Source organism: Streptomyces sp. NBRC 110028 (assembly GCF_001417735.1).
GTDB lineage: Bacteria > Actinomycetota > Actinomycetes > Streptomycetales > Streptomycetaceae > Streptomyces.
In genome coordinates this window covers 567,888-594,580 of the sequence record NZ_BBUZ01000022.1, presented here as the reverse complement: position 1 = coordinate 594,580, position 26,693 = coordinate 567,888, and the positions used below count along the sequence as shown (strand labels likewise).

General features: G+C 70.7%; 26 protein-coding genes, 1 tRNA gene and 1 other RNA gene. 11 read left to right on the top strand and 17 right to left on the bottom strand.

All coding sequences use genetic code 11. The features are described 5' to 3' along the window. Nucleotides 1–4: 4 nt before the first annotated feature. The 7 genes from ASC60_RS42565 to ASC60_RS02815 all read left to right on the top strand — a co-directional run bounded on the left by ASC60_RS42565 (nucleotide 5) and on the right by ASC60_RS02815 (nucleotide 5,671). The gene (locus ASC60_RS42565; protein WP_234356749.1) at nucleotides 5–328 is read left to right on the top strand and encodes a hypothetical protein; all 324 of its coding nucleotides are present in this window, start codon (nucleotides 5–7) and stop codon (nucleotides 326–328) included. Continuing rightward, complete coding sequence (locus ASC60_RS02840; protein WP_079038118.1) at nucleotides 310–897, top strand: flavoprotein; 588 nt, start codon at nucleotides 310–312, stop codon at nucleotides 895–897. The genes ASC60_RS42565 and ASC60_RS02840 overlap by 19 nt, the downstream gene beginning before the upstream one ends. 298 nt (nucleotides 898–1,195) lie before the next feature. Then, nucleotides 1,196–1,555, top strand: coding sequence for an ATP-binding protein (locus tag ASC60_RS02835; protein ID WP_055546286.1), 360 nt, complete (start codon nucleotides 1,196–1,198; stop codon nucleotides 1,553–1,555). Then, nucleotides 1,552–1,938 carry a hypothetical protein gene (locus ASC60_RS02830; RefSeq protein WP_055546284.1) on the top strand — a complete coding sequence of 129 codons (387 nt, stop codon included), beginning with the start codon at nucleotides 1,552–1,554 and terminating at the stop codon, nucleotides 1,936–1,938. The genes ASC60_RS02835 and ASC60_RS02830 overlap by 4 nt, the downstream gene beginning before the upstream one ends. Nucleotides 1,939–2,279: 341 nt before the next feature. Then, a complete protein-coding gene (locus ASC60_RS02825; protein ID WP_079038117.1) occupies nucleotides 2,280–2,948 on the top strand; it encodes an RDD family protein in 669 nt (222 codons plus the stop codon). Between the two features lie 285 nt (nucleotides 2,949–3,233). After that, nucleotides 3,234–3,683: a MarR family winged helix-turn-helix transcriptional regulator gene (locus tag ASC60_RS02820; RefSeq protein WP_055546282.1), complete on the top strand. Its 450-nt coding sequence runs from the start codon at nucleotides 3,234–3,236 to the stop codon at nucleotides 3,681–3,683. A gap of 122 nt (nucleotides 3,684–3,805) precedes the next feature. Further along, the gene (locus ASC60_RS02815; protein WP_055546279.1) at nucleotides 3,806–5,671 is read left to right on the top strand and encodes a potassium transporter TrkA; all 1,866 of its coding nucleotides are present in this window, start codon (nucleotides 3,806–3,808) and stop codon (nucleotides 5,669–5,671) included. A gap of 35 nt (nucleotides 5,672–5,706) precedes the next feature. On the opposite strand, the gene ASC60_RS02810 is transcribed toward ASC60_RS02815, so the two are convergent. The 3 genes from ASC60_RS02810 to ASC60_RS02800 are packed head-to-tail and all read right to left on the bottom strand — an operon-like array spanning nucleotide 5,707 to nucleotide 8,995. Further along, nucleotides 5,707–7,176 carry a hypothetical protein gene (locus tag ASC60_RS02810; RefSeq protein WP_055546277.1) on the bottom strand — a complete coding sequence of 490 codons (1,470 nt, stop codon included), beginning with the start codon at nucleotides 7,174–7,176 and terminating at the stop codon, nucleotides 5,707–5,709. A 33-nt stretch (nucleotides 7,177–7,209) separates the two neighbouring features. After that, nucleotides 7,210–8,496 carry a cation:proton antiporter gene (locus tag ASC60_RS02805; RefSeq protein ID WP_055546275.1) on the bottom strand — a complete coding sequence of 429 codons (1,287 nt, stop codon included), beginning with the start codon at nucleotides 8,494–8,496 and terminating at the stop codon, nucleotides 7,210–7,212. Between the two features lie 7 nt (nucleotides 8,497–8,503). Then, nucleotides 8,504–8,995, bottom strand: coding sequence for a cation:proton antiporter regulatory subunit (locus tag ASC60_RS02800; RefSeq protein ID WP_079038115.1), 492 nt, complete (start codon nucleotides 8,993–8,995; stop codon nucleotides 8,504–8,506). A gap of 164 nt (nucleotides 8,996–9,159) precedes the next feature. Here ASC60_RS02800 and ASC60_RS02795 point away from each other — a divergent pair, with 164 nt between their 5' ends. After that, a complete protein-coding gene (locus ASC60_RS02795) occupies nucleotides 9,160–9,564 on the top strand; it encodes a hypothetical protein (RefSeq protein ID WP_055547151.1) in 405 nt (134 codons plus the stop codon). A gap of 159 nt (nucleotides 9,565–9,723) precedes the next feature. On the opposite strand, the gene ASC60_RS02790 is transcribed toward ASC60_RS02795, so the two are convergent. Further along, a complete protein-coding gene (locus ASC60_RS02790; RefSeq protein WP_055546271.1) occupies nucleotides 9,724–10,110 on the bottom strand; it encodes a VOC family protein in 387 nt (128 codons plus the stop codon). Nucleotides 10,111–10,198: 88 nt separating this feature from the next. Continuing rightward, the gene (locus ASC60_RS02785; RefSeq protein ID WP_199830871.1) at nucleotides 10,199–10,969 is read right to left on the bottom strand and encodes a VOC family protein; all 771 of its coding nucleotides are present in this window, start codon (nucleotides 10,967–10,969) and stop codon (nucleotides 10,199–10,201) included. 314 nt (nucleotides 10,970–11,283) lie between these two features. Between ASC60_RS02785 and ASC60_RS02780 the strand changes: the two genes are divergently transcribed. Further along, nucleotides 11,284–12,561 carry a cytochrome P450 gene (locus ASC60_RS02780; protein WP_055546268.1) on the top strand — a complete coding sequence of 426 codons (1,278 nt, stop codon included), beginning with the start codon at nucleotides 11,284–11,286 and terminating at the stop codon, nucleotides 12,559–12,561. 186 nt (nucleotides 12,562–12,747) lie between these two features. Here ASC60_RS02780 and ASC60_RS02775 read toward each other — a convergent pair whose 3' ends face one another. Beyond that, on the bottom strand, nucleotides 12,748–13,122 hold the full coding sequence (locus tag ASC60_RS02775) for a nuclear transport factor 2 family protein (protein WP_055547149.1): 375 nt from the start codon (nucleotides 13,120–13,122) through the stop codon (nucleotides 12,748–12,750). Nucleotides 13,123–13,250: 128 nt separating this feature from the next. Between ASC60_RS02775 and ASC60_RS02770 the strand changes: the two genes are divergently transcribed. After that, nucleotides 13,251–15,107 carry a prolyl oligopeptidase family serine peptidase gene (locus ASC60_RS02770; protein WP_055546266.1) on the top strand — a complete coding sequence of 619 codons (1,857 nt, stop codon included), beginning with the start codon at nucleotides 13,251–13,253 and terminating at the stop codon, nucleotides 15,105–15,107. On the opposite strand, the gene ASC60_RS02765 is transcribed toward ASC60_RS02770, so the two are convergent. From ASC60_RS02765 to ffs, 10 genes are all read right to left on the bottom strand, one after another. After that, nucleotides 15,010–15,873, bottom strand: a complete 864-nt coding sequence (locus tag ASC60_RS02765) for an SURF1 family protein (protein WP_055546264.1) — start codon at nucleotides 15,871–15,873, stop codon at nucleotides 15,010–15,012. The two genes, ASC60_RS02770 and ASC60_RS02765, sit on opposite strands and share 98 nt — an antisense overlap. Nucleotides 15,874–16,048: 175 nt before the next feature. Continuing rightward, nucleotides 16,049–17,269 (bottom strand): hypothetical protein, encoded by a 1,221-nt coding sequence (locus ASC60_RS02760; protein ID WP_055546262.1) that lies wholly within the window; start codon nucleotides 17,267–17,269, stop codon nucleotides 16,049–16,051. Continuing rightward, the gene (locus tag ASC60_RS02755; protein ID WP_055546260.1) at nucleotides 17,266–17,841 is read right to left on the bottom strand and encodes a SigE family RNA polymerase sigma factor; all 576 of its coding nucleotides are present in this window, start codon (nucleotides 17,839–17,841) and stop codon (nucleotides 17,266–17,268) included. The genes ASC60_RS02760 and ASC60_RS02755 overlap by 4 nt, the downstream gene beginning before the upstream one ends. Nucleotides 17,842–18,244: 403 nt before the next feature. Beyond that, complete coding sequence (locus tag ASC60_RS02750) at nucleotides 18,245–19,321, bottom strand: aspartate-semialdehyde dehydrogenase (protein ID WP_055546258.1); 1,077 nt, start codon at nucleotides 19,319–19,321, stop codon at nucleotides 18,245–18,247. Further along, nucleotides 19,318–20,598, bottom strand: a complete 1,281-nt coding sequence (locus ASC60_RS02745) for an aspartate kinase (protein ID WP_055546256.1) — start codon at nucleotides 20,596–20,598, stop codon at nucleotides 19,318–19,320. The genes ASC60_RS02750 and ASC60_RS02745 overlap by 4 nt, the downstream gene beginning before the upstream one ends. Before the next feature lie 384 nt (nucleotides 20,599–20,982). Next, nucleotides 20,983–21,648: a DUF5063 domain-containing protein gene (locus ASC60_RS02740; RefSeq protein ID WP_055546254.1), complete on the bottom strand. Its 666-nt coding sequence runs from the start codon at nucleotides 21,646–21,648 to the stop codon at nucleotides 20,983–20,985. After that, nucleotides 21,641–22,240, bottom strand: a complete 600-nt coding sequence (gene recR / locus ASC60_RS02735) for a recombination mediator RecR (RefSeq protein ID WP_009716708.1) — start codon at nucleotides 22,238–22,240, stop codon at nucleotides 21,641–21,643. Before recR ends, ASC60_RS02740 begins: the two co-directional genes overlap by 8 nt. A 141-nt stretch (nucleotides 22,241–22,381) precedes the next feature. Further along, nucleotides 22,382–22,717 carry a YbaB/EbfC family nucleoid-associated protein gene (locus ASC60_RS02730; RefSeq protein ID WP_009716707.1) on the bottom strand — a complete coding sequence of 112 codons (336 nt, stop codon included), beginning with the start codon at nucleotides 22,715–22,717 and terminating at the stop codon, nucleotides 22,382–22,384. Between the two features lie 143 nt (nucleotides 22,718–22,860). After that, nucleotides 22,861–25,392, bottom strand: coding sequence for a DNA polymerase III subunit gamma and tau (locus tag ASC60_RS02725; RefSeq protein WP_055547147.1), 2,532 nt, complete (start codon nucleotides 25,390–25,392; stop codon nucleotides 22,861–22,863). 71 nt (nucleotides 25,393–25,463) lie between these two features. Then, nucleotides 25,464–25,560: signal recognition particle sRNA small type (ffs, locus tag ASC60_RS38425), an RNA gene on the bottom strand. 73 nt (nucleotides 25,561–25,633) lie between these two features. On the opposite strand from ffs, the gene ASC60_RS02720 reads away from it, so the two are divergent. Next, nucleotides 25,634–25,718 (top strand) — tRNA-Ser (locus ASC60_RS02720). Nucleotides 25,719–26,391: 673 nt separating this feature from the next. Here ASC60_RS02720 and ASC60_RS02715 read toward each other — a convergent pair. Beyond that, on the bottom strand, nucleotides 26,392–26,589 hold the full coding sequence (locus tag ASC60_RS02715) for a hypothetical protein (protein ID WP_055546252.1): 198 nt from the start codon (nucleotides 26,587–26,589) through the stop codon (nucleotides 26,392–26,394). Nucleotides 26,590–26,693: the final 104 nt, after the last annotated feature.

The following is a 26,693-nucleotide window of genomic DNA, read 5'->3' as shown; positions in this document are numbered from 1 at the left end:
CGTCGTGCTGCACCGGCTGTCGGCGGAGCTGGACCTCGACAACATCTCGTATGTCGTGGAACGCGGTCAGGTCGATGTGGACCACATGTCACCGGAGCGCGGCGTCTCCCACCGCATTGACTACGCCCGTGCCCTCTCAATGGCGGGTCAGGGCGACAGCGCGTTCGCGGAGCTGAGTAAAGCCGAGCACGCGTCGCCTCAGCTCGTACGGAACAATCCCCGTGTACGGGACACGCTGCGCGACCTGATCAAGCAATCCCCGGTCACCGGCAGCGCTCGTTCGTCGGAGTTGTTCATGATGGCTCAACGGTGCAGGGCGGTGGAGTGAACACAAAGAAGCGCGGAGTCCTCGGGGTCGTGGGCACGAGTGCTGGAGGAGTCGAAGCCTTGCGCACCGGGCTGGTGGAACCGGCTCTGGCGCATGGGTGGCAGGTCGCCGTAACGCTCACTCCGACAGCCGGTCGGTGGCTGCGGATGAGCGGTGAGGTCGACCGGCTGGAGAAGCTGACCGGCCTGCCGGTACGAGACGAACCACGGCTGCCAGGCGAGGCAAGACCGCACCCGAGGGTGGACTGCTACGTGGTCGCCCCCGCCAGCGCGAATACGGTGGCCAAACTCGCGACGGGTATCGCAGACAACCAGGCGCTGACGCAGGTGGGGGAAGCCATCGGCACCCTGGGGCTACCGGTCGTTGTCTTTCCAAGGGTGAACGCCGCTCACGCCCGCCACCCCGCCTGGCGGCGCCATATCGCCGCGCTGCGAGAGGCCGGCGTTCTCCTCGTCTACGGCCCGGACGTCTGGCCGCTGCACGAGCCACGTGCGGCCCCCGCCGGACGGGACCTGCCATGGGGGACGGTACTGGACGCGATCGACCGAGCCATGGAAGCCACGGAATGACGGCTCGTCAACTTCCTTGATCTGTAGGCACAGAGGACCCTGACAAACTGTCCGGGGCCTCTGTTCGTGGCGCGTCGAAGCTTGCTGCCATGTCGGAATTGGTCAAGCGACACAGCGCGGGAACCGCACAGACGGACCACCACACCCAGCGGTATGCCCCGTTCAAGCCACTCGATGCCGTTGTCCGGCAGGAGCGGTGGCAATGGTGACGGCGGCTCGTCCCGCCGAGGAAACTGCGCCTGTCAGCACCGGGGTCCGGCGGGCGATGCGCGTGGAGATCACCCCGTAGCTCCACCTCGTGGCCCCCGTACGACTCGCGGTCGTCGCCGCCCTCCGGCCGTGGGGTGTCCCCGAGCTCGCGAACGACATGGGGCTGATCGTGACCGAGCTGGTCGTCAACGCCATCCGCCATGGCAGCCCGGACGGTGTGATCGTGATCCTGACGGTTCGGGACGGCGTCGCGGTGCTGGAGGTCGAAGATGACAACGGCGGGCGCCCGGCCGTTCTGCAGACCGCCGAGGACGATGTAGGCGGGCGGGGCCTGATCCTCGTCCGGGCGCTGGCCGACCGGTGGGGGTACCGGCCCGGCGCGTGCGGCCGGAAGACGGTGTGGGCGTCGCTCGCGCTGTCGGGGGCCGGGCCGGAGGACGCCACGTGAGCGCCTCCCGTCCACCGCACCACGGCGCGTTCGACGACAGGAGGCAGGCCGCCACCACCATCGCCCGGGGCGAGCGCTGCCCGCCGTCGTCCCAGCTCTTCCGCTGCGAAGCCTTCGCGACGCTGGACAGCCCAGACCGCCAGAGCGCGATCATCCGGCCGATGTTCTGGCTCAGCAGAGTTACCGTCTCCGGCCCGGAAGCGGCTGTCGCATGGGTTGTCGACCGGCTGGAACGGTTCGCCCAGCTGCTGGACGGTCCCGACGTCAGTCACGCCGCCCAAGTTGAGGTTCCCCCGGGATGCGCCTTGGGAGCCATCTGGAAGCCAACCCGCTCCCCGGGCCCCTTCGAGAACGCCCGAGACCACGGCACCCCAACCGTCTGATCAGGTAAAACATCATCCGGGCAGGCCAGACCAGTAGCCGAACCTCATTCGGGACGAAGAGGTCGTAGATTCAAATCCCGCCACCCCGACTGAAGGAACACAGGTCAGGGCCACCTACGAAAATTCGTAGGTGGCCCTGATGCGTTGTGCGTGACTACCCGCGTGGTTGCTGGCTGGGGGCGCTGGAGCCTCCTCTTTACGGCCGCCGGTGGGAGGCGCCTCGCGCCCCGCAGATGTTCGGAACCCCCGTGGCGGCCTTCAACTGTCCTTACACTGTGCATACCGCGACATCACACACTTCAGGGGGACCGATGTTCCGGCGAGCGGTAGTGGCACCCGGTATGTCTGAAGAGGGGGCGGTGCCGACCGGCCTGCCGCGGGCACGTCGGTTGTGCGCCTGGGCGTTGGATTTCGCCGTCGTCGTGGCCGTGGCCGTGCTGCTCGGCTGGTTCACGTTCCACCGGGTCAGTGCCGAGGTCACCGATGTGACGAGCCTGGCCGGGACGAGTGCCTGGGAGGTCATCACCTCGCATGGCGATATCGCGGGGGCGGGTCAGGACGTCGGGGAGTCGCTTTGGCACTCTGCGGTGAACGCCGTCCAGCAGGCATTCGCAGCGCTGGTCGCGTTCACCTTCGCCTACCACTTCCTCTCGCTGGCCGTGATGGGCCGCACCCCGGGGCAGGCGTTGACGGGCCTGTGCGTCGTGCGGCGCCGGGGCGGCGGGCGGCCCGGGCGGGGCCGGGTCGCGGTGCGCGCCGCGGTGAGCACGCTGGTCGACGTCGGTTGGTATGCGCTGGCCTGCTGCCTGCTGGCCGGGGGTGCGATCGGCTTCTCGGTGTTGTGCTGGATCGTCGCCATCGCCTTCTTCGCCGTCAACGCGGGGCTGGCGCTGCTCGGCTCCCAAAGGTCGCTGGCCGACCGGCTGGCTGGGGTCACGGTCACCGGGGCGTGGCGCGTCCGGGCCGCGATCGCACGGATCAGAGGGTGGCGCGGCGAGATGGCCGGCTGAGGAGCCGGAGCCTCGCGGGCGCCGTCGGCACCTCGTGGATCGTGGAGTCCGCCGACGACCGTTCCCGCTCACCGCTGCGGGGCAGTCCCGGATTTCCACGTTTGAGCCGAGGTGGCGGATCGGGGCGCTCCCTTCCACAGGGACAGAGGGTAGAAAGGGCGTATGGCGCGCCGTCCCTTAGCCTCCGCTTCCGAAGCCTCCGTTGCGGAAACTTCCCGTACCGAAGCTTCCGCTTCCGAGGCCTCCCAGCCCCGTGCCGACGCTCCCGAATCCGATGCCGAGGCGATGGTCACCGCGGTGTTGACCGCGTCGCGGCTGCTTGTGGCCGTCTCGGCCCGGTCGTTGGCGGCGGTGGAGGAGCCGCTGACGCTGCCGCAGTTCCGGATGCTGGTCGTCCTGGACGCCGGAGGTCCGTTGAGCCTGTCCGGGCTGGCCGGGGAGTTGGGGGTGCAGCCGTCGACCGCCATGCGCATGATCGACCGTCTGGTCACGACGGGCGTGGTCGCGCGCGGCGGCTCCGCCGAGGACCGGCGTACCAGCGTGATCTCGCTCACCCAGGGCGGTCGGCGGATCGTGGCCGAGGTCACCGATCGGCGGCGCCGGGAGATCGCGCGCATCGTCGACGTCATGCCCGCCGGGCAGCGCCGTCATCTGATCGACGCGCTGCAGGCGTTCGCCGAGGCGGGTGGCGAGCCGTCCGTCGAGGCCGGTCCGCAGCCGCACGCCGCCTGGTGACCCACCGCGCCGGGGCAGGCCGCTCGGCGCCCGGGCGGTGGGCCCCGGTAACCCTGCGAGAATGATCAACTGCTCTGGGAGACCGTAAGTCCGGTGAGTGGCCGGGGGGATGGGGACGTGCGATGAGGCTGCGGGACCGGCTGCGGTATTGGTTCGACGGCACGATGGACCGGGGGACGCCCGCGCTGATCGGCTGGCTCGGCCTCGCCTCGCTGGCGTTGATAGCGGTGGTTTCCACGCTGGTGGTCTCCTTCTCCCACGAGGACACCCGGAAGAGCGGCGGCTGGTCGGGCGTGGTGTGGATGAGCCTGCTGCGGACGCTCGACCCGGGCACCATGGGCGGGGACACGGGCCGGCCGCTGTTCCTCGTGCTGATGCTCACGGTCACGATCGGCGGCATCTTCATCGTCAGCGCGCTCATCGGTGTGCTCACCACGGGCCTGGAGAACCGGATCCAGATGCTGCGCAAGGGGCGGTCGCGGCTGATCGAGCACGGGCACACGGTCGTGCTGGGCTGGTCGGACCAGGTGTTCACGGTGATCGCGGAGTTGGTGGAGGCCAACCAGAGCGCCCGCCGCTCGTGTGTGGTGATCCTCGCCGACCACGACAAGGTCGACATGGAGGACCAGATCCGCCACCGGATCCCCGCGACCGGCCGCACCCGGGTGATCTGCCGATCCGGAAGTCCGCTGGAGCGGGGCGACCTGGAGCTGGTGAGCCCCGACACCGCCAAGTCGATCATGGTGTTGCCCCCGGTCGGGGACGACACCGACACGGACGTCATCAAGGTGCTGCTACTGCTCAACAGCCGGAAGTGGAAGAGCACGCGGCCGAACGTCGTGGCGGCCGTGGAGAGTTCGGACAACCTGCCCGCGGCCCGTCTCGCCGCCGGTACGAACGCGCTGATCATCGACGCCGACGACATCGCCGTACGGCTCATCGCCCAGGCGCACCGGCAGTCCGGGCTGTCCAGTGTCTTCAACGAACTGCTCAGCTTCGAAGGTAACGAGTTCTACTTCCGCGACGAGCCGGCGCTGGCGGGTTCGACGTACGCGGACACCCTGGCCCACTACACGCAGGGCATGGCCGCCGGGCTGCGCAGGAGCGACGGTGAGGTGCTGGTCAACCCGCCGATGGACACCGTCGTCCGGGCCGATGACCAGCTGCTGGTGATGGCCGAGGACGATCTGCTGATACGGCGCGCCGAGCCCCGGGCCGAGATCGTCCCGTCCGCGATCACCACCGCGCCCGGCCGGCCGCCGGTCCCGGACCGCACCCTGCTGATCGGCTGGAACTCCCGGGCGTCGAAGCTGATCAAGCTGCTGGACAGCTTCGTCGAACCCGGTTCGGCGGTGGACATCGCGGCGCCGCGGCGGCCGCGGAAGGGGGTGCCGGAGGGGCTGAAGAACCTGACGGTCGGCCACAAGCGGTGCGAACCGACCCGCCGGTCGTCCCTGGAGGCCCTCGACCTCGGCAGCTACCAGCACATCGTGGTGCTGTCCGACGACGCCGTCGATCCCAAGCGCGCCGATGACCGGACGCTGGTGACGCTGCTGCACCTGCGCGACATCGAGGTGCGGCTCGGTGACCCGTACTCGATCGTCACGGAGATGAACGATGACAGCAACCGGGAGATCGCCCAGGTCACCAAGGCCGACGACTTCATCGTCAGCACCAAGGTCATCAGTCTGCTGCTGACCCAGCTGACCGAGAACCACGACCTGTACGCGGTGTTCATCGATCTCTTCGACCCGGAGGGTTCGGAGATCTACCTCAAACCGGCCACCAACTATCTGGTGCCGGGCGCAGAGGCCAACTTCGCGACGGTCGTCGAGGCCGCGCGGCGGTGCGGCGAGACGGCCCTCGGCTACCGGCTCGCACGCCACGCCGACGTACCGCCCGCCTACGGGGTCTTCCTCAACCCCGACAAGGCCGCGCCGCTGGTCCTGGAGGAGGGCGACGCGATCGTCGTGCTCGCCGAGGAGTAACGCTTCCGCGCGCCGGAAGGCCCAGCGGACTCCGGCTACTGGCGGCTCAGGGAGCGGCTGATGCCCGCCGCGGTCGTGGTGGCCAGGATCCAGCCGGTGACGATCAGGAGGTACGAGAGCCACTGGTACGCGCCCTGCGGGGCGAAGGCGCTCTCCTGCCCGAAACCGATGATGGGGAGGAGCAGGTCGAGGGTGTAGAAGACCGGGTTGAAGTCGGGGGCCTCGCCGGATTTCAGCGGCCGCGGGTGGTGAAGGGCGAAGGCGACGGCGCCGGTGAGGAGCAGCGCGGAGAGCCAGCCCGCGGCACGCAGGGGGCGGAAGCCGTAGCCGACGGTGACGTCCTGGAGGTGACCCCAGACGCGGGCGTAGCGCGGCAGGGTGCTGCGGTGGCGGCGGAGCTTGGCGAGCTGGACGGTACGGGCGGCGGCCTCGTCGCCCGCGGCGCGGTAGGCGGTGGTCAACTGCTCGTAGGAGGCGGGGAGATAGCCCTCCACCTCGCGTTCCAGGAGCGGTAGCCGCTCTTCGGCGGGGAGGTGCGGGGCGAGGCTGCGGTAGCTGAGGCCGTCGATCTTGACGCGGTCGGGCCAGACCTCGGGACGGATGTGCAGCAGGTCGATCTGGGAGCGGCGCAGGTTCACGTCGCCCTCGACGGGGGCGGCCTCACGGAACCACAGTTCGCCGATGACGCAGCTGCTGGCGCGCAGGGCCTGGCCGCCGGGGTGGGACAGCCGGGCGTAGGCGAGATTGAGGTGGCGGGGCATCCGGGCCCCGCTGAGGTTGACGTGGCCTTGCGCGCGCAGCCGCATGGCGTGCAGATCGTTGCCGACGGACAGGTTCTCGGCGTGCAGGGCGATGCCGCCGGGGGCGTGGAGTGCGCTGTCGTCGAGGTTCACCTGCCCGGCGACGGTGGCCTCGTTGAGCCGCAACTGCCCATGGGCGACGAGACGCCTGGCCTGGACATCGGCGCCGACGACCGCGTGGTTGAGCTGCAGCAACGGTTCCTCGCAGCGGGTGTCCGGAGTGCCCAGACGCGCCCCGTCGAGGAAGAGCCCTCCGGCGATCTGCGCCCCGGCGAGCCGCACCGGGCCGGTCGTGCGGCATTCGGTCATCCGCAGGACGCCCTCGGTGTGCAGGGCCCCGGCCGTGAGCCCGGGCAGCACGGAGCGGCTGAGCACCAGGACGCGCAGTCGCGCCCCGTACAGCTGCGGGGTCCGCTCGAAGTGGCAGGACCGCAGCCGTACGGCGTGCTCGACCGCCCCGTACTTCAGGCGCAGCTCACCGGTGATGCGCGCGCCGGTCAGCTTCAGGCCCGCCACCTCGCCGTCGCGCGTGGGTCCGTCGAGCAGCAGCGCGCGCAGCACCTCGGCTCGTATGGTCCGCTCGGGCCCCCAGGAGCCGCCGCTTTCGGGGGCGTCGTCGGCGCCTTCGCGGAAATCGACGCTCTCATCGAGCGGGAAGGCCCGCCAGACGCGCCGCTCCGCCGGTGTCAGGTCCGTGATCTCCACCGGCGGGATCGTGTCGCGGCGGCGATCGGGGTGTCAACCGCGTTGTGTTTCGCGGTGCTTGGACTCGGCGGCGGTGGTCTCGGAGGTGGTTTCCGCGGTGGTTTCGGTGCCGGTCTCGGCGGTGCTTTCGGCGGTGCTTTCGGCGGCAGGGGCCGCGGCGGGCTTGGGGCGGATGAGGCGGCGCGCCAGGGGCTCGGTCCAGCGGGCGGTGAGGGGGCCGACGACGACGAGGATCAGGACGTACGCCGTGGCCAGAGGGCCCAGCCGTGGTTCGATGCCCGCGGTGACGGCGAGTCCGGCGATGACGATGGAGAACTCGCCGCGCGCCACCAGGGTGCCGCCCGCGCGCCAGCGTCCCTTGGCGGAGAGCCCGGCGCGCCGCGCGGCCCAGTAGCCGGTGGCGATCTTGGTGCAGGTGGTGACGACCGCCAGGGCCAGGGCGGGCAGCAGGACCGGCGGGATGCTGGCGGGGTCGGTGTGCAGGCCGAAGAAGACGAAGAAGACGGCGGCGAACAGGTCACGCAGCGGGCTGAGCAGGTTGTGGGTGCCCTCGGCGACCTCGCCGGAGAGGGCGATGCCCACCAGGAAGGCGCCCACTGCGGCGGAGACCTGGAGCTGCTGCGCTATCCCGGCGACCAGCAGGGTCAGGCCCAGCACGACCAGCAGCAGCTTCTCGGGATCGTCGCTGGAGACGAAACGGGAGATGTGACGGCCGAAGCGGACGGCGACGAAGAGGACGAAGCCCGCGACGCCGAGCGCGATGGCCAGGGTGATGCTGCCCGCGGCCAGTCCGACACCGGCCAGCAGGGCGGTGACGATCGGCAGATAGACGGCCATCGCCAGGTCTTCGAGGACCAGGATGGACAGGATGACCGGGGTTTCGCGGTTGCCGAGCCGCCCGAGGTCCCGGAGGACCTTGGCGATGACGCCGGACGAGGAGATCCAGGTGACCCCGGCCAGCACCACGGCGGCCACCGGGCCCCAGCCCAGCAGCAGCGCCATGATCGCCCCGGGCAGGGCGTTGAGCGTGGCGTCGACCAGCCCGGACTGGTACTGAGTCTTGAGGTTGCTGACCAGATCGCTGGCGGTGTACTCCAGCCCGAGCATCAACAGCAGCAGGACGACGCCGATTTCGGCGCCGATCGCGACGAACTCCTCACTGGCCCCGAGCGGCAGCAGCCCGCCCTCGCCGAAGGCCAGCCCGGCGAGCAGGTAGAGGGGGATGGGCGAGAACTGGAAACGTCCGGCGAGGCGGCCCAGCAGTCCCAGGCCGAGGATGACCGCACCGAACTCGATCAGGAAGACGGCAGAAGAGTGCATCCGTCTGTCACTCCCGACCCAATATCGCCGCGGCGGCTTCCACGCCCTCGCGCGTGCCGATCACGATCAGGGTGTCCCCGCCCGCCAGCCGGAAGTCCGGCGCCGGGGAGGGGATGGCGTCCGCCCGGCGCAGCACGGCCACGATGGAGGTGCCGGTCTCGGTGCGGGTCCGTGTGTCGCCCAGCACCCGCCCGTTCCAGTACGAGTGCGAGGACAGTTCGATCCGCTCGGCGACCAGCCCCAGCTCGGTGGTGGACAGCAACGTGGGGCTGTGGTGCGCGGGCATCAGGGCGCTGATGAGCGCCTCCGCCTCGCCGGGGGTGAGCCGGGTGGCCAGGGCGCACTCATCGGGGTCCTCCCGGCGATACGCGCTCAGCGTCCGTCCACCGTCCCGGTGCGCGACCACCGACAGTCGGCCCTGGTCCCGCGTGGTCAGGTCGTAACGGACTCCAATGCCCGGCAACGGCGTACTGCTCAACCGCGGAACACCCACAGCCATCCCCTCCTCGTGACCTTCGCGCTGGTAGCGCGGGTCGAAGTGTCGTCCGCCCACCGTAACAAACGGTAAAGAGTAGGTAATGGCGGAAAGTGATCCGTGGCTCGGTGGAACAATCCGCGTTCGGGTGTCCGTACCCCGGCAGAGGCGCGAGAAAGACGGTGATCATGATCGAGTGGCGGCAGCTCAGCGTCGGCATGAGGCCCGTACCCGAGCCCGTCGCCACCCCGGTCATCTGGTCCGCGGCCTTCGCCGGGGCCCTGCTGCTGGTGGCCGTGCTCAACTCGCTCGGCGGCCATGGGCGGCCGACACTCGCGCTGATCGCGCTGTCGCTGTTCGCCGCCGTGCTCGGGCTGTGCGCGCGGTTCGTGGCGGCACCGGGGACGGCCGTGCTGTGCTGGCTGTTCCTCAACGGCTTCGCCATCCCGCCCGCCGGCGTGCTGACCTGGACGGGCGACCGTGACAGCGCCTGGCTCGGATGCCTGCTCGGCGCGGCCGTCGTCGGAACGGCCTGCGCCCGCGTCGTCAACGCCCGCGCGGGCTACCGCCGGATCACGCCACGCGATGGCTGAGCGGGGGCCGGGTGGCACGTTCCGCGAGCCGGGTTCGGTACGGCGTGCCGGTCCGGGTACGGCGTGCCGGCTCTCGGTACGGCGCGCTGGTCCGGTCGGCCTGAGCGCGGCGTGACCCCGGGCGCAAGGCCCAGGCCACGCCGGTCGCCCCGCGGAGGGCTACTCCTCGTTGCCGTAAGGCCGGGTAATGATCTCCATGCCGTGACCGGCCGGGTCCATGAAGTACAGCCCGCGGCCGCCGTAGTGGTGGTTGATCTCCCCCGGCTGCTTACCGTGCGGATCGGCGTAATACGTGATGCCCTGCTCCCGTATCCGCTGGAACGCCGCGTCGAACTCCTCGTCGGAGATGAGGAACGCGTAATGCTGCATGGTGATCGACTCGGCGGGGACGCTGGCGAAGTCCAGGGTGACCCCATTACTGGTGGAGACCGGTATGAACGGGCCCCAGGCGTCCCCCACCTCCAGGCCCAGAATGGCGGCCAGGAATTCGGCGGATTCACGGTTGTCCCGGGAATGGACGATGGTGTGGTTCAGCTCGACTGACACTGTGGAATGCCTCCCGATAAGGCAATCTCACGGGCACCTCCATGCCTCACCCAGCCGGTGACCGACACGCGATGCCGTATCTCCGATCCTAGGCACCATCCGGCTCGCCCGTCGAGCCTCTCCCCACCGCCGCCACGCTGAAGATTCCGCCCTCGGCGTCGCGGAGCGCCGCGATGCGGCCGTAGGGGGTGTCGACCGGCGGGGAGACGACGCTTCCGCCGAGTTCCACGGCGCGTTCGGTGACCCGGTCGACGTCCGCGACCCGGAAATAGGCGTGCCAGCGAGGCCGCACATTCGGATCGGGGACGGCTTCCAGGGCGCCGCCGCGCAATCCGGCCACGGCCTTTCCGTCGATGTGCAGGACCACGCGGTCATGCTCGAAGCGGACGTCGCATCGCTCCCGCGCCTGGGCGTCCCAGCCGAAGACATGGCCGTAGAAGAGCGCCGCCTCGAACGCGTCGCGCGTACGCAACTCCAGCCACACCGGGGCGCCCGGCCTGCGCTCGCCCCACCAGGCGGAGGTGAGATCGCCCTCCCAGATGCCGAAGACGGCGCCGTCCGGATCGGCCGCCCAGGCCACCCGGCCGTTGCCGAATTCCAGCGGTCCGACCGCGACCGTGCCTCCGCGCTCCTGGACGCGCCAGGCCACCTCGTCCGCGCTGTCCGCCGCGAAGTACGTCGTCCAGGTGACGGGCAGCGTCACACCCGCCGTCGGTGCCGACGCACCGATACCAACCGTCGGTACGCCATCTTCGGTACAGGCGATGGTGTAACGGCCGTGCCCGTACCGCGTGGGCCGGAAGGTCCAGCCGAAGAGGTCTCCGTAGAAGGCGTGCGCGCGGTCCAGATCGGCTGCCATCAGGCTCACCCAGCAGGGCGCTCCCTGGACAGCGCGGAACCTCTCCCGCAAGCCGCTCACCTCACTCCGCTCACTCCGCGTCCCTCGCGACTCAAGCCGGGTCCACCGCGATGGACGGTCCTTCCGCGCGCAGCCCTCATCGCTCGCGCGTCACGCCCGATATCTTCACTTTCCTCCGATCCTCCGGACCGCGCCACCGCACTGATCGCGAAGCGCCCCGGGGAGCGGCCGCGGCCCGGCTGTGGTACATCACACCGGGGCACGTCTGCCAACGCGTCATGGACGAGCCGCCGTGGCAGGGCAGTATTGCGCCCATGTCGAATCTCCGCTCGAACATCGTCACGTGGCTGAGCCGCAAGTACTTCACGAAGATTCAGAAGAACGGGTTCGATCTGTCCAAGATGTCGTTCCTTCCGGATGCCACGCTGGCACCGCTGAGGCGCGACGGACTCGACCCCGTGGCAGATATCGCCAAAACCAGGGCAAAGGAACCCATCAGCAAGATTTGGCTCCCTTTCGGGATCAACGGGTGGCTCGTCACCGGCTATGACGAGACCAAGGCGGTCCTCGGAAAGGCGAAGGGATTCAGCTCCGACTTCACCAACCTCGCCGAGAAGACCGTCGGCTTGGCCCAACAGCAGAATCCCGGCGGCCTCGGCTTCAGCGATCCACCGACGCATACGAGACTGCGACGGCTACTGACGCCCGAATTCACCATGCGGCGGCTCAGCAGGCTCACCCCGCGCATCCACGCCATCGTGGAGGAGCGGCTGGACGAGATGGCCGCGGCCGGGGACCCGGTCGATCTGGTGGAGATGTTCGCGCTCCCCATTCCGGCCCTCGTCATCTGCGAACTGCTCGGCGTTCCGTACGAGGACCGCGATGACTTTCAGCGGTACAGCACGGCACGGTTCGATCTGTTCGATGGCGCGAACGCGTCCTTCGGCGCCATGTCGGATTCGCTGACGTATCTGCACGGAATCGTCCGCAAGCAGCGCGAAGAACCGGGTGACGGACTGCTCGGCATGCTGGTGAAGGAACACGGCGACGAAATCGACGACCAGGAGCTGGCGGGGCTGGCCGACGGGGTGCTGACCGGCGGTCTGGAAACCACCGCGAGCATGCTGGCGCTGGGCACGCTCGTCCTGCTCCAGGCACCGGAACAGTTCGCGGCGATGCGCGACCGGGAAGACGTCGTCGACCGTTTCGTGGATGAGCTGCTGCGCTATCTCTCCGTCGTCCAGGTGGCATTCCCGCGGTTCGCGCGCGAGGACATGGAGATAGCGGGCACGAAGATATCCGCGGGCGATCTCGTGCTGTGCTCGCTGAGCGGAGCGAATCGCGACGAGAAGCTGGGCCCGGACATGGAGCGGGTCGATCCGCACCGGCAGACGCCGTCTCACCTGGCCTTCGGCCACGGCATTCATCGCTGCATCGGCGCCGAACTGGCCAAGATGGAACTCCGGGCGGCCTACCCCGCGCTGGTCCGGCGATTCCCGGAAATGCGGCTGGCCGTGGATGCCGACAAGCTCAAGTTCCGGAAGCTGTCCATCGTTTACGGCGTCGACGCGCTGCCGGTGACGCTGCGCTAGCCGAGCGCCGGAAGGGAATCACGGGAGTCACGGGGAATCACGGGGAGGGGAAACCCAGGGAAGGGAAAACGGGGAGGGGAGACACCGGGAGGGGTGCGGGGGGACGGGGAGAGAAGGGGGCGAGGGCGGGGGACCACGGGGTGGATACGGGGAGTTGCGGTACGGGGAGTTGGGGTACGGGGTCCGTCAGAAGCGCTCGATGAGTTGCTCACGCCCGGCCGGCGGCTCGTACGAACCGGGCCAGAAATCGGTGATGGTCTGGATCCTGCCGTCGGGGGCGGAGGTGAAGAAGCTGATGCCGTGCGTCTCCTCCTCCTCGTCGCTGAACCGGACCCAGGAAACCGCCTGGTCGGCGTCGGCGACCACGCGCTCCACCTCCAGGCTCCACTCACCGAGCTGCTCGGCGTTGAGGCGGACCACGCCGTCCCGGCCGACCACCCGCTCCCGGGTCTGTGGAAACTCGTAGCGGACGTCGTCGGCGAGGGTCGCGCCGAACGCCCTCCAGTCCCTGGCCTGGGCCGTTGCCCAATATGTCTCCACCGTCGCGGCTATGTCGCCCATCGTCTCCCCCTCCATCACGGCCCGTCTGTCCATGCCCGCCGCGAACGTTATCCACAGGCGCGAGGGGACGCCAGCGCGGATGTCGGGGTGCGGCGCAGAATGGGGTCATGACTGAGAGCACGGAGTCCATGCCGGACTGGGAGAAGCGGTTTCGGGCACCGCGAGTGGGGTTGCCGGAGTGGGCGGAAGACGCCCCGGACCGGTCGCTGTTCGTCTCGAACGCCACGGGCACATACGAGCTGTACGCATGGGACCGCGCCACCGGTGCGCAGCGGCAGGTGACGGACCGGCCGAACGGGACGACGGACGGGGTGCTGACCCCGGACGGCCGGTGGATCTGGTGGTTCTCGGATACCGATGGCGATGAGTTCGGAGTGTGGCTGCGCCAGCCCTTCGAAGGTGGCGGGAGCGGCGACAGCGGCCCGGGCGGCGAGGGCGGCAAGCCGGGGGTGGACGAGCCCGCGGCGCCCGGTCTCGAGCCCTCCTATCCGGCGGGTCTCGCGCTCGGCCGGGATGGCACGGCGGTCGTCGGCCGGTCCACGGACGAGGAGGGCTCCACGATCCATGTGGTGGCGCCGGGAGCCGAGCCCCGGGAGATCTACCGGCACCGGGAGTCGGCCGGGGTGGGCGACCTGTCGCACGACGGGACGCTGATCGCGGTCGAGCACACCGAGCACGGCGACGCCATGCACTCGGCGATCCGGGTCGTCCGGCTGGACGGTACGGCGGTCGCGGAGCTGGACGACACCAAGGGCGGCACCGAGGAGCTGGGCCTGGCCGTCATGGGCTTCGCACCGGTCGCCGGGGACACCCGGCTGCTGGTCGGGCACCAGCGGCGGGGCCGGTGGGAGCCGATGGTGTGGGATCCGCTGACCGGGGTGGAGACGGCCTTGGCCATCGATCTGCCGGGCGATGTCGGCGCGGACTGGTTCCCGGACGGCTCGGCGTTGCTTGTCTCCCACAGCCACCAGGCGCGCGGCGAGCTGTGGCGGTATGAGCTGGCCTCCGGTGAGCTGACCCGTGTCGAGACCCCGGCCGGGACGATCGCGGGCGCCTCCGCGCGGCCGGACAGCTCGATCGAGTTCCTGTGGTCCTCCGCCGAGCAGCCGCCGCAGGTGCTGTCGACGAGCGGACGGACCGTGCTCGACCCGCCGGGACTCAAGGCCCCCGAGTCGGTGCCGGTGACCGACGCCTGGGTGGAGGGGCCGGGCGGGCGGGTGCACGCCCTGGTGCAGAAGCCCGAGGGGGAGGGCCCCTTCCCCACCGTCTTCGACATCCACGGCGGGCCGACCTGGCACGACAGCGACGCCTTCGCGGCGGGCCCGGCGGCCTGGGTCGACCACGGTTTCGCCGTCGTCCGCGTCAACTACCGCGGCTCGACCGGCTACGGGCGGGCCTGGACGGACGCGCTCAAGCACCGGGTCGGGCTGATCGAGCTGGAGGACATCGCGGCGGTCCGGGAGTGGGCGGTGGCCTCGGGGCTGGCCGACCCCGAGCGGCTGGTGCTGTCCGGCGGCTCATGGGGCGGCTATCTGACGCTCCTGGGCCTGGGCGTCCAGCCCGAGGCCTGGGCGCTGGGCCTTGCCGCGGTCCCGGTCGCGGACTATGTGACGGCCTACCACGACGAGATGGAGGCCCTGAAGGCGATGGACCGCACGCTCCTCGGGGGCACCCCGGAGGAGGTTCCGGAGCGGTTCGAGGCGTCCTCCCCGCTGACCTACGTGGATCGGGTGCGGGCGCCGGTCTACATCTCGGCCGGGGTGAACGATCCGCGCTGCCCGATACGGCAGATCGACAACTATGTGGAGCGCCTGCGGCAGCGCGGCGCCCCGCACGAGGTGTACCGCTACGACGCGGGGCACGGCTCGCTCGTGGTCGAGGAGCGGATCAAGCAGTTGCGCTTGGAGATCGATTTCGCTCAGCGTCATCTGGGGCGGGGTCCGGCCGCGGGCCGGGCACAGGAGCCGCAGGCTCGTCCGGAGTGATGCCCAGCGCGAGGTCGCGGGCGGCCTCGACCTCGCGCCGGTAGAGCCGGAACCACATGAAGACCACGAAGCCCGCGAAGACGAACCACTCACCGGTGTAGCCGAGGTTCTGGAACGCCTTGAGGTCCAGCCCGGTGCCCTCCGCCACGACGGGGGGCACCGGCCGCAGGGCCCCGGGCGCCTGGGAGGAGGTGATCCACGCGTCGTACACCGTGTACGGCACCAGATTGACCAGTGAGGCATCGCTGATCATGCCCAGCTGACCGCGCGGCAGCGCGCCGCTCGCGGTCACCCCGCCGCTGCCCTCGTGCTCGGTCGCCTGCAGCGCTCCGGTGACCGTCACCCGGCCGGACGGCGGCGCGGGCACCTTGGCGGTGTCGGCCTGGGAGGAGGCGTCCCCGGGCAGCCAGCCGCGGACCACGGGCAGTGCCTTGCCCCCGTCGGTGCGCAGCAGCGTCAGCACATAGAAGCCGGTACGGTCGCCGAGCCGCCGGTCGGGAACGAGGAGTTGGTGTTCGGTGTCATACCGGCCGATGGCGGTCGCCTGCCGCCCGGAGGTCTCCGTGGTGACCGGCAGCAGGTCGCGCAGCGGCTTCGCGGCGGCCTTCTCGGCGACGGACGCGTCCTCCTGCTGCTGCTTGTGCGTGTCGATGCGCGTCTCGAAGCGGCTGAGCTGCCAGCTGCCCATGAAGAGGCAGAACGGGATCGCCACCACGGTGAACACGTTGATCACCCACCAGCGGGGTGTCAGCAGAAACCGATGCACACCCCCACGGTACGGGCCTCACGGCGGGCCACCGGCGGCGGGCCCCGGGATCACGCCGCCGGGAGGGCCCGAACAGGCGCCGGGACGGGCACCGGCACCGGAGCCGGGGCGGCGCCGGGGACAGGGTCCGGGAGGAAGCCCAGGACGAGGCTCAGGAGGAAGCTCAGGAGAAGGCTCAGGAGGAGGCCAGCAGGCCGGTGCCGTAGACCGTCCCCGCGCAGGCACCGCTCAGGGTCACGCTGCCGACCGCGGGCTCGCCCGCCTCCGGCGTATAGCTGACCTGGACACTCGCGGCCGGCTGCTCGCCACCGCCGCCGCCCGGGGAACCGCTCGGGTCACCCGAGCCGGGCTGGTCCGACGGGCCGTCGGCGGCGTTGGGAGAGGGATTGGCGGTCGGCGTACCGTCGCCGGAGCCGGGGCATCCGCTGGGGCCGCCGCCCGACGCCGGTATCCATGCGAACCGGACCTCGTACGCCTGACCCGGCTGAAGGATCAGCGAGCCCGGCTCGGTGGCCGGGTCGGGCAGACCACTGGCCGCGTCACCCGTCGTGTGATCGACGTAGAAGACCTTCGCGGGGTCCGCTCCACCCTGCGCGGCCACGCCGAAGGTGCCGCCGCCCTCGACCACGCAGGCCTGACGGGACGTGTTCACCACGCGGAACGAACCATAGATCCGGCCCTCGGCGTCGGCCGCTCCGGCCGATCCGCCGCTGCCGCCGAGCTGGGTGCGGGAGCAGGTGGGCGAGGTGGCGTTCAGCGTGCTGGAGGGGTCGGGGGCGGTGCCGCCCGAAACGCCGTCCGGGGCGCCCTTGGACGGCTTGTCCTTGCCCTTCTCGCCGCCCTTGCCCTTGTCGCCGTCGGGACCCGTCCGGGCCTGGCCGGCGGGCCCGTCGGGGTCCTTGCCGCCGCTGCCCTCGCCGTGCTCGCCGCTGTCGCCCTCCTGCGGGGTGCGGTGGCTGCTGGCCGCGTTGGCCGGGCGATCGGTCGAGCTGTTGCTGGCGGACGTGACGTGCACCAGGGCGGGCAGCGCGGCGCCGCCGAGCACCACCGCCGCCACGGCCCCGACCAGGGCCTGGCGCCGCCGTGCCCGCCGGGCGGGCACGGCGCGGCGCAGCTGCTCCAGGGAGTGCGGGGGCGGCTCCAGGTCGTCCACCGCGTGGTGCAGCATCCGCCGTAGCGCCTGCTCGTCCATGTCACGTGCGCCGCTTACGTCACGCGCGTCGCTTACGTCACCGGCGTCGCCCGAACCGGCTCCGGCAGGGCCCGCGCTGTCAGGGACCGCTCCGTCGGGACCTGCTCCGTCGGGGCCCGCTCCGTCGGGAGTGGCCCGCGACGGCTCGCGGTCGGCCTTCCGGTCGGGGTCCTCCGGGCCTGGCGTGTCGTTCTCGTGGTTCATGCGGGGGCCTCCATGGCGACACGGAGCGCCGCGATGCCGCGCGAGCCGTACGCCTTGACCGAGCCGAGCGATATGCCCAGCGTCTCGGCCACTTGGGCCTCGGTCATGTCGGCGAAGTAGCGGAGCACCAGGACCTCGCGCTGGCGGCGCTGCAGTCCCTTCATCGCCTTGATCAATTGGTCGCGCTCCAGTTGGTCGTACGCGCCTTCCTCGGCACTGGCCATGTCCGGCATGGGCTTGGAGAGCAGCTTCAGACCGAGGATGCGGCGGCGCAGCGCGGAGCGGGAGAGGTTGACGACCGTCTGCCGCAGATAGGCGAGGGTCTTCTCCGGGTCGCGGACTCTTCGGCGTGCCGAGTGCACGCGGATGAACGCCTCCTGCACCACGTCCTCGCAGGACGCGGTGTCGTCGAGGAGGAGTGCGGCGAGGCCGAGCAGCGACCGGTAGTGGGCGCGGTAGGTCTCGGTGAGGTGATCGACTGTGGTCCCCGCTGCCATCGCGTCGTCAGTGTCCTCGCGCCCTGTCGCGAGGGGCGCGGGGCGCGCGGCAGACCATGGCGCGATCACCGGCATACCGCCTGCCGCGCGCGGACGCGGGGGCCGCACTGCCGCGCCGCCGCGCCCTGGAACCGTTGTGATGCCGAATACCTCTGCCACGTCTGTTGGACACGCTTGCCCCTGTCAGGGTTGTACGCGCGTGGCACCGCTTTTGACGCTGCACCAGATCCCCCCATGCGCCCCAACTCTCCCCAAGCCCAGATTTCACAGCGCCCACGGGTGGGCGACCAGAAAGACGCTCCCCGCTCGCTGTCGGTTGCAGCAAGCGGGGAGCGGTTCGTCGAACAGGTCATCGACTCGGATCAACTGGTCCAGGCCATTGACCAGATCACAGGATATTCACATTATCCGGGGCGTGCACCCTGTGCGGGGCGCTCTACCGGTGCACCAGTCGTGCGGCCGCACCAGCTGCGCGGCCCTACGCGGCGGTCAGCTCCGCCGCGATGACCTCCCCGATCTGCGCGGTGTTGAGGGCCGCGCCCTTGCGGAGGTTGTCGCCGCATACGAAGAGTTCGAGCGCCCTCGGGTCGTCCAGCGAGCGCCGCACCCGTCCGACCCACGTCGGATCGGTGCCCACGACATCGGCGGGCGTCGGGAACTCGCCCTCCGCCGGGTTGTCGCACAGCACCACACCCGGCGCACCGGCCAGGATCTCGTGCGCCGCCTCCACCGTCACCTCGTTCTCGAACCGCGCGTGCACGGCCAGCGAGTGCGTGGTGATCACGGGCACGCGCACACAGGTCGCGGTGACCCGCAGGTCCGGCAGTCCCAGGATCTTGCGGGACTCGTTCCGTACCTTCAGCTCCTCCGAGGACCAGCCGTCCTCCTTGAGCGAGCCCGCGAACGGCACCACGTTGAGCGCCATCGGCGCCGGGAACGGCCCGGTCTCGCCGACCGCCCGCCGCACGTCGCCCGGGTGCGTACCCAACTCCGTACCGGCCACCAGCGCGATCTGCTCGCGCAGCGCGTCGATGCCCTCCTTGCCCGCGCCGGAGACCGCCTGGTACGAGGAGACGATCAGCTCGCTCAGCCCGAACTCGGCGTGCAGCGCGCCCATCGCGACGATCATCGACAGCGTGGTGCAGTTCGGGTTGGCGATGATGCCGCGCGGCCGGACGCGCGCCGCGTGGGCGTTGACCTCGGGCACGACCAGCGGCACATCCGGGTCCATCCGGAAGGCGCCGGAGTTGTCCACGACGACCGCGCCCTTGCTCGCCGCGATCGGCGCCCACTGGGCCGAGACCTCGTCGGGGACGTCGAACATCGCGACGTCGACGCCCTCGAACGCGTCCTCGCCCAGCGCGACGACCTCGACCTGCTCGCCCCGGACGGTCAGTTTCCGGCCGGCCGAGCGCGGAGAGGCGATCAGCCGGATCTCGCCCCAGACGTCGGCCCGCTCGGACAGGATCGAGAGCATGACGGTGCCGACGGCACCGGTCGCACCGACGACGGCGAGCGTCGGCTTCCGGCCACCGGCACCGCCGGCCCGGGTCATCGGCCGGTCCCTCCGTACACGACCGCCTCGACGCTGTCGCTGTCCAACCCGAACGCGCTGTGCACGGCGCGGACCGCGTCCTTCACCTCGTCGGCCCGGGTGACGACCGAGATGCGGATCTCGGAGGTCGAGATCAGCTCGATGTTGACCCCGGCGTTCGACAGCGCCTCGAAGAAGGTCGCGGTCACGCCCGGGTTGGTCCGCATTCCGGCGCCGACCAGCGAGATCTTGGCGATCTGGTCGTCGTAGCGCAGCGAGTCGAAGCCGATCTGCGGCTTCGCCTTGGTCAGCGCCTCCATCGCCCGGTGGCCGTCCGTCTTGGGCAGCGTGACGGAGATGTCGGTCAGCCCGGTCGACGCGGCGGAGACGTTCTGCACCACCATGTCGATGTTGATCTCGGCGTCCGAGATCGTGCGGAAGATGGCCGCGGCCTCACCCGGCTTGTCCGGCACCCCGACAACCGTGACCTTGGCCTCGGACGTGTCGTGTGCGACCCCGGAGATGATCGCCTGCTCCATGCCTTCTTCTCCTTCTCCCGCTTCCTGCCGATTGCGCACCCAGGTGCCCTGATGGCCGGAGAACGACGACCGTACGTGAATGGGGATGTTGTACCGGCGCGCGTATTCCACGCAGCGCAGATGCAACACCTTGGAGCCGCTCGCGGCCAGCTCCAGCATGTCCTCGTACGGGATTTCGTTGATCTTGCGAGCCTTCTTCACCACGCGCGGGTCGGCGGTGAACACGCCGTCCACGTCGGTGTAGATCTCGCAGACCTCGGCGTCCAGGGCCGCCGCCAGGGCCACCGCGGTGGTGTCCGAGCCGCCCCGGCCGAGGGTGGTGATGTCCTTGCTCTCCTGGGACACGCCCTGGAAGCCCGCGACGATCGCGACCGCGCCCAGCTCGAGCGCGTCGCGGATGCGCCCCGGCGTGACATCGATGATCCGCGCTTTGTTGTGGACCGCGTCGGTGATGACTCCCGCCTGGCTGCCGGTGAACGACAGCGCCTCGTGACCGAGGTCTTTGATCGCCATGGCCAGCAACGCCATGGAGATTCGCTCTCCCGCGGTCAGCAGCATGTCGAACTCGCGCCCAGTAGGAATCGGGGATACCTGCTCGGCGAGATCGATCAGCTCGTCCGTCGTGTCGCCCATCGCGGAAACCACGACGACCACCTGGTGGCCGTTCTTCTTGGCTTCGACGATTCGCTTGGCGACCCGCTTGATGCCCTCGGCATCGGCAACGGAGGAGCCTCCGTACTTCTGCACGACAAGGCCCACGTGCGCTCCTCGCAGATCTCAATATTGCGGTCGGCTCAGTTTAGCGAGCGGCCGGAAAGTACCCTCCCGATATCAGATAGCGAGACACACGCCTCATCAATCTGACCAGGACGGACCAGACGGACCCGGGCGGACCAGGCGGATCATGCGGCACAACATCCCCGTACCGCGGATACTCCTGGCATCCGGTACCACTCGTTCAGCGACGAACCCTGCCCGCTTCCGGGCGAAGCACACGGGAACGTAACCCAGCTCACAGGGCGCGCGGAGGCCCTACCGGCGCTACAGCGGCGCTCGCGCGGACTTCCGGGCGGGCCCCGAAGGCACTCCGACGGCACTCCGACGGCACCCCGACGGACTTCCGACGGGACTCCGAGCGGTCTCTCAGGGGCGCAGGGAGCGCAGCCCCAGCGGCTCCGCGATCTCCGCCGCCATGACCCGGCCGGCCTCCTCGGCCAGCGCCTCGTCCCCGCCCGCCTCACTGTCCGTGTCCAGCCCGTCCAGCTCGTCCAGCGGGCTGTCCAGCCGGACGTGCGCGACGAGCGACTGGAGCGCGCGCAGGGCGGCGGAGGCGGTCGTACCCCAGTTGGAGAGGTACGAGAACTGCCACCACCACATCGCCTCGTTGATCCGGCCGTCGCGGTAGTGCGCCATGCCGTGCCGCAGGTCCGTGATGATCAGCGCGAGATCGTCGGAGATGCGGCAGGGGACGGGCTCACTGCGCGGTACGTACGGGTCGAAAACCTCCGAGTAGATGTCCACCGGCTCCAGCAGCCGGGCGAACCGCTCCCGCAGCTCGTCGACGTCCGGCTCCGGACCGGCGTCCGGCTCGTACCGCTCGTCCGGTACGAAGTCCTCGTGCGCGCCGAGCCGCCCGCCGGCGAGGATCAGCTGGGAGAGCTCGAGCAGCAGGAACGGCACGGCGCTGTCCGGTTCGTCGCCCTTCGCGACCTCGGTGACCGCGACGATGAAACTCTCGATCTGATCGGCGATCTGGACCGCGAAGTCGTCCGGGTCCGGGTGGGCGTCGTGCAACGTTGCGTCAGACATCGAGAAGTCTTCTCCCTTCGAAGGCACGACCCAGCGTGACCTCGTCGGCATACTCCAGGTCTCCCCCGACGGGAAGACCACTGGCCAAGCGCGTGACCTTCAAACCCATGGGCTTGATCATGCGCGCGAGGTACGTGGCGGTGGCTTCACCCTCCAGATTCGGATCGGTGGCCAGGATCAGCTCGGTGACCGTACCGTCCGCGAGGCGGGCCAGCAGCTCCCTGATCCGCAGATCGTCCGGACCCACGCCCTCGATGGGGCTGATCGCCCCGCCGAGCACGTGATAGCGACCGCGGAACTCGCGGGTCCGCTCGATCGCGACAACGTCCTTCGGCTCCTCGACCACGCAGATGACCGCGGGGTCGCGGCGCGGGTCCTGGCAGACCCGGCACTGCTCGGCCTCGGCGACGTTCCCGCACACCGCGCAGAACCGCACCTTCTCCTTGACCTCGGTCAGCGCGTGGGCGAGACGGCGGACGTCGGTGGGCTCGGACTGGAGGATGTGGAAGGCGATCCGCTGCGCGCTCTTCGGACCGACGCCGGGCAGCCTGCCCAACTCGTCGATGAGGTCCTGGACCACGCCCTCGTACACGCCTGCATCCAATCTCGCGCCGCCGCGCGGTGGCTGTACTGCATATGAATATTCGGTTGCGCCGGTCGAAACGGGACACAGGGCCCGTCGAACGGTTCCCCGTCCGGCCCGGTCACCCGGCCCAGTCTCAGGCTTTCGGCCTCAGAAAGGCAGACCCGGCATCCCACCCAGCCCCTGCGCCAGCGGGCCGAGCTTCGTCTGCTGCAGCTCCTGCGCCACGTGGTTCGCGTCGCGGACGGCCGCGACGACGAGGTCCGCGAGGGTCTCGGTGTCCTCCGGATCCACCGCCTTGGGGTCGATCACCAGCCCCTGCAGCTCACCGGCACCGGTCACGGTCGCCTTCACCAGCCCACCGCCCGAGGACCCCTCGACAGGGGTACGGGCCAGCTCCTCCTGGGCCGCGGCGAGGTCCTGCTGCATCTTCTGCGCCTGCTGCAGCAACTGCTGCATGTCAGGCTGGCCACCACCGGGAATCACGAGTTCGCTCCTGGCTGTCGACTGCGGTTCTCTTCGATAGCCCGAGCCTACGTGCTCCCACGGCGCCTTGCCCTACGCCGTACGGAGGAGACCGCGGCGCCCGGAATCCGGGTCCGCCCCGCGCCACCCCTGCGCCGTGTGGCCTACTCGTTCGCGATCTCCTCGATGACCGTGGCGCCCAGCTCGCGCACGATCAGGTCGTGCCCGCTCAGCGCCGTCTCGTCCAGATCCGGGTCGTCCTCGGCCGGCATGTCGTCCTCCGGCGAGATCGGCGGAGGCTCGGGCTCCCGGTACGCGGACGCCTCGGCGGGCGGCCCCGCGTCGGCGGGCGCGGGAGCCGGGGCCGGGGCCGACGGCGCGGCGGGGGCGGAAGGGGACGCGGGGGCGGGCTGGCCGCCGCCTCCCCCGAAGCCGCCGCCCGCGTTCCCGCCGCCGCCGAAGCCACCGCCGCTTCCGCCGCCGAAGCCGCCGGGGCTGCCGGGGCCACCGCCGGACGTTCCGGGTCCGGGCCCGCCGGGGCCGGATCCTCCCTGCCCACCAGAGGTGTCGACGATCGCCTCGATGCGCCACTGCACACCGATCGCGTCGTTGAGGGCCTGCCGCAGGATGTCCTCGCTGCCGCCGTTGGCGAAGCTGTCGCGGGCGCCCGCGTTGGAGAACCCGATCTGGAGGGTGGTGCCGTCGAAGCCGGAGACCGTCGCGTTCTGGCTCAGCAGGATCCAGGTGAAGCGGCGGCGGTTCTTGACCGCCTCCAGGATGTCCGGCCACATCTGCCGCACCTGCATGGCGCCCTGCGCCATGCCCGGAGTCGGCTGCGGCTGGCCGGGGCCCCCGGCGGGACGCCCCTGCCCGGCCGCAGGCCCGGCCCCGGCTCCAGCTTGGGGCGCAGCCGCAGCCGCGGGCGCGGAAGCTCCCGCCCCGGGTGCGGAAGCCGTGGGCCAGGCCCCCGGCCGCTGCCCTCCGCCCGCCGCCGCGGGCGAACCGCCGTGCTGCTGACCGCCGCCGCCCGCCCCGGGCTGCGTGCTCGTGGGCCAGGCACCGGGCCGCTGGCCACCTCCCGGCGCCGCCTGCCCGGCCGGACCGCCGCCTCCGCCCGCCGAAGGCCAGGCGCCGGGCCGCCGCGCACCACTGTCCGCACCGCCGCTGTCCGCACCGCCGCTGTCCGCACCGCCGCTGTCCGCGCCACCAGCGCCCGGACCGCCGCTGTCGCCGGCCGGTCCGCCGCCCGGCGCGGGCGGCGCGCCCTCTCCGGAAGCGTCGTACCCAGGCGCCGGACCGCCGCCACCGCCACCGGCGGGCGGCCCACCGGCCGTCTCGTCCTGCCCTCCGGGCACCCCCGGCGCACCAGGCGCACCCGCGCCCGGCCCTCGGCCACCGGCCATCGCCGCGCGAGCGGCCGCCGGGCCGGAGGGCCCGGCCGGGGCGTGGGCCTCGGGCCCCGGTGCGTACCCCACGGCGGGCCCGGGCGCAGGACCGCCACCACCACCGGCGACGCCACCGCCCAGGCCGCCCGCCAGGGCACCCCGCTCCAGCCGCTCCAACCGCGACTGGACGGACCGCGCGTCATCGAAGGCGGCGGGCAGCAGCACCCGCGCGCAGATCAGCTCCAACTGCAGCCGCGGCGAGGTGGCGCCGCGCATCTCCGTCAGCCCCTCGTTGACGAGGTCGGCCGCCCGGCTCAGCTCGGCCCCGCCGAGGACCGACGCCTGCGCCTGCATCCGCTCGACGACATCGGCGGGGGCGTCGATGAGCCCCTTGTCCGCCGCGTCCGGCACGGCGGCGAGGATCACCAGGTCGCGCAGCCGCTCCAGCAGGTCGGCGACGAAGCGCCGCGGGTCGTTGCCGCCCTCGATCACCCGGTTCACGACCTCGAAGGCCGCCGCGCCGTCGGTCGCCGCGAACGCTTCCACGATCGCGTCGAGCAGCGAGCCGTCCGTATAACCGAGCAGCGACGTGGCCATGGCGTACGTCACGCCGTCCTCGGTCGCGCCCGCGAGCAGCTGGTCCATGACCGACATCGAGTCCCGGACGGACCCCGCGCCCGCCCGCACCACCAGCGGCAGCACCCCGTCCTCGACCGGAATGTCCTCGCGGCCGCAGACCTCGCCCAAATAGTCGCGGAGCGTCCCCGGGGGCACCAGCCGGAACGGATAGTGGTGCGTACGCGACCGGATGGTGCCGATGACCTTCTCCGGCTCGGTGGTCGCGAAGATGAACTTCAGATGCTCCGGCGGCTCCTCGACCACCTTCAGCAGGGCGTTGAACCCCGCCGAGGTGACCATGTGGGCCTCGTCGATGATGTAGATCTTGTAACGGCTCGACGCCGGCCCGAAGAACGCCTTCTCCCTCAGCTCCCGCGCGTCGTCCACACCACCGTGCGAGGCGGCGTCGATCTCGATCACATCGATCGACCCGGGCCCGTTCCGCGCGAGGTCCTGGCAGGACTGGCACTCCCCGCACGGCGCCGGGGTGGGTCCCTTCTCACAGTTCAGACAGCGGGCCAGGATGCGCGCACTGGTCGTCTTGCCACAGCCGCGCGGACCACTGAACAGATACGCGTGGTTGACCCGGTTGTTGCGCAGCGCCTGCTGCAGCGGATCGGTGACATGCTCCTGCCCGATGACCTCCGCGAAGGTCTCGGGGCGGTAGCGGCGGTACAGCGCGAGGGACGACACGCTTACGACGATATCGGGGCCCACCGACATCCGGACGCCGCCCGGGGCCCCACCTCCGGAACGCCCCACAACGCAAGGGCCCCCCACGCACCCGCCAGAGCCCACTTACCCTTGCTGCCTTCCGGCCCTGGGGGAGTTCGGTGAGATAGCGCCACGTGAGGGGCTGGCCCCCACCCTAGCGGATAGACCGGGGTGGGAACGAGTTCGCGAGCACTCCCGATCGTCTTGTAGAGTCTCCAGCGGAGGATTCGCCTAGAGGCCTAGGGCGCACGCTTGGAAAGCGTGTTGGGGGCAACCCCTCACGAGTTCGAATCTCGTATCCTCCGCAGCCGCCTGAACAGGCGAAACAGAGTGCCGGACCGCAGTTCGCGGTCCGGCACTCTGTTGTGCTCTGGTCTCATTTCTGGTCTCATTTATTTCCGGCATTCGACCTATTTCGCTCGCTTAGCAGACCGCTCCCCCGGGTTGCGTCCTTGGAAGTGGTGTACCGGGTTCCGCCTGATCCGGGGGTTTTCCTCGGCGTCGGGGTGAGGGCCCGGATAGACAGACGGCCGACAATCACGCATCGCCGTGCGCCCCGGGCTGGGCCCTGGGGGAGTCTGCTCACCTCATCCCAGCGGGTAGCCCAGGGCGCGAGTGGCCTTGCGAAACGCCGGCAGCCACTCAGGGGAGACCATGAGGTGGCGTTCGCCGAGCCGGGTGCACAACACGCGCGGCGGCGGTCGTTTACAGCGAGGGCTGCCAGTGCCTCGTCCTCGCATTCGATCTCGGCGAACAGGCCGTCGGCGGATGCCCACTCACCCGGGGTGAGGCCGGCCAGCGCCTGGCCGGCGATCTTGCGGCGCGGTTTGGCGGCGGTCAGGACGTTCACCGCGCGCTGGCCCTTGATCTCCTCGACCCGGGAGAGCTCGTCCAGGAGACTGTTGTTCAGCCAGCGCTGCCACAGGCTGGTGATGGCCAGGTGCGCCGACCGGGTCAGCGCGGCCCGCCCGCGCGTAGTCAGCCCCAGTCGGCCGCCGGTGAGCTGGGCGAGGCGCCTGACTGAAGCAGCATCGGCCAGGCGAAGGCGGCGATGGCCTCGTACGCAGAGAAGTCGCCGCCCTCCAGGACGTCGGCGACCGCCGCGACAGCGGCGGCGCCGGGGCGACGGGCCTTCTCACCGCACCGCAGCTTCCCCGCGGCGCACAGACGCAGCACCGCCGGCAGGCTGGCCTGCGCCTCATTCTCGGTGTGCCGGAACCGCGGAGCGTCGGTGGACTTTTATTGCCATTCGCCCGGTGTCACTGCGCGTATCCCCTGCC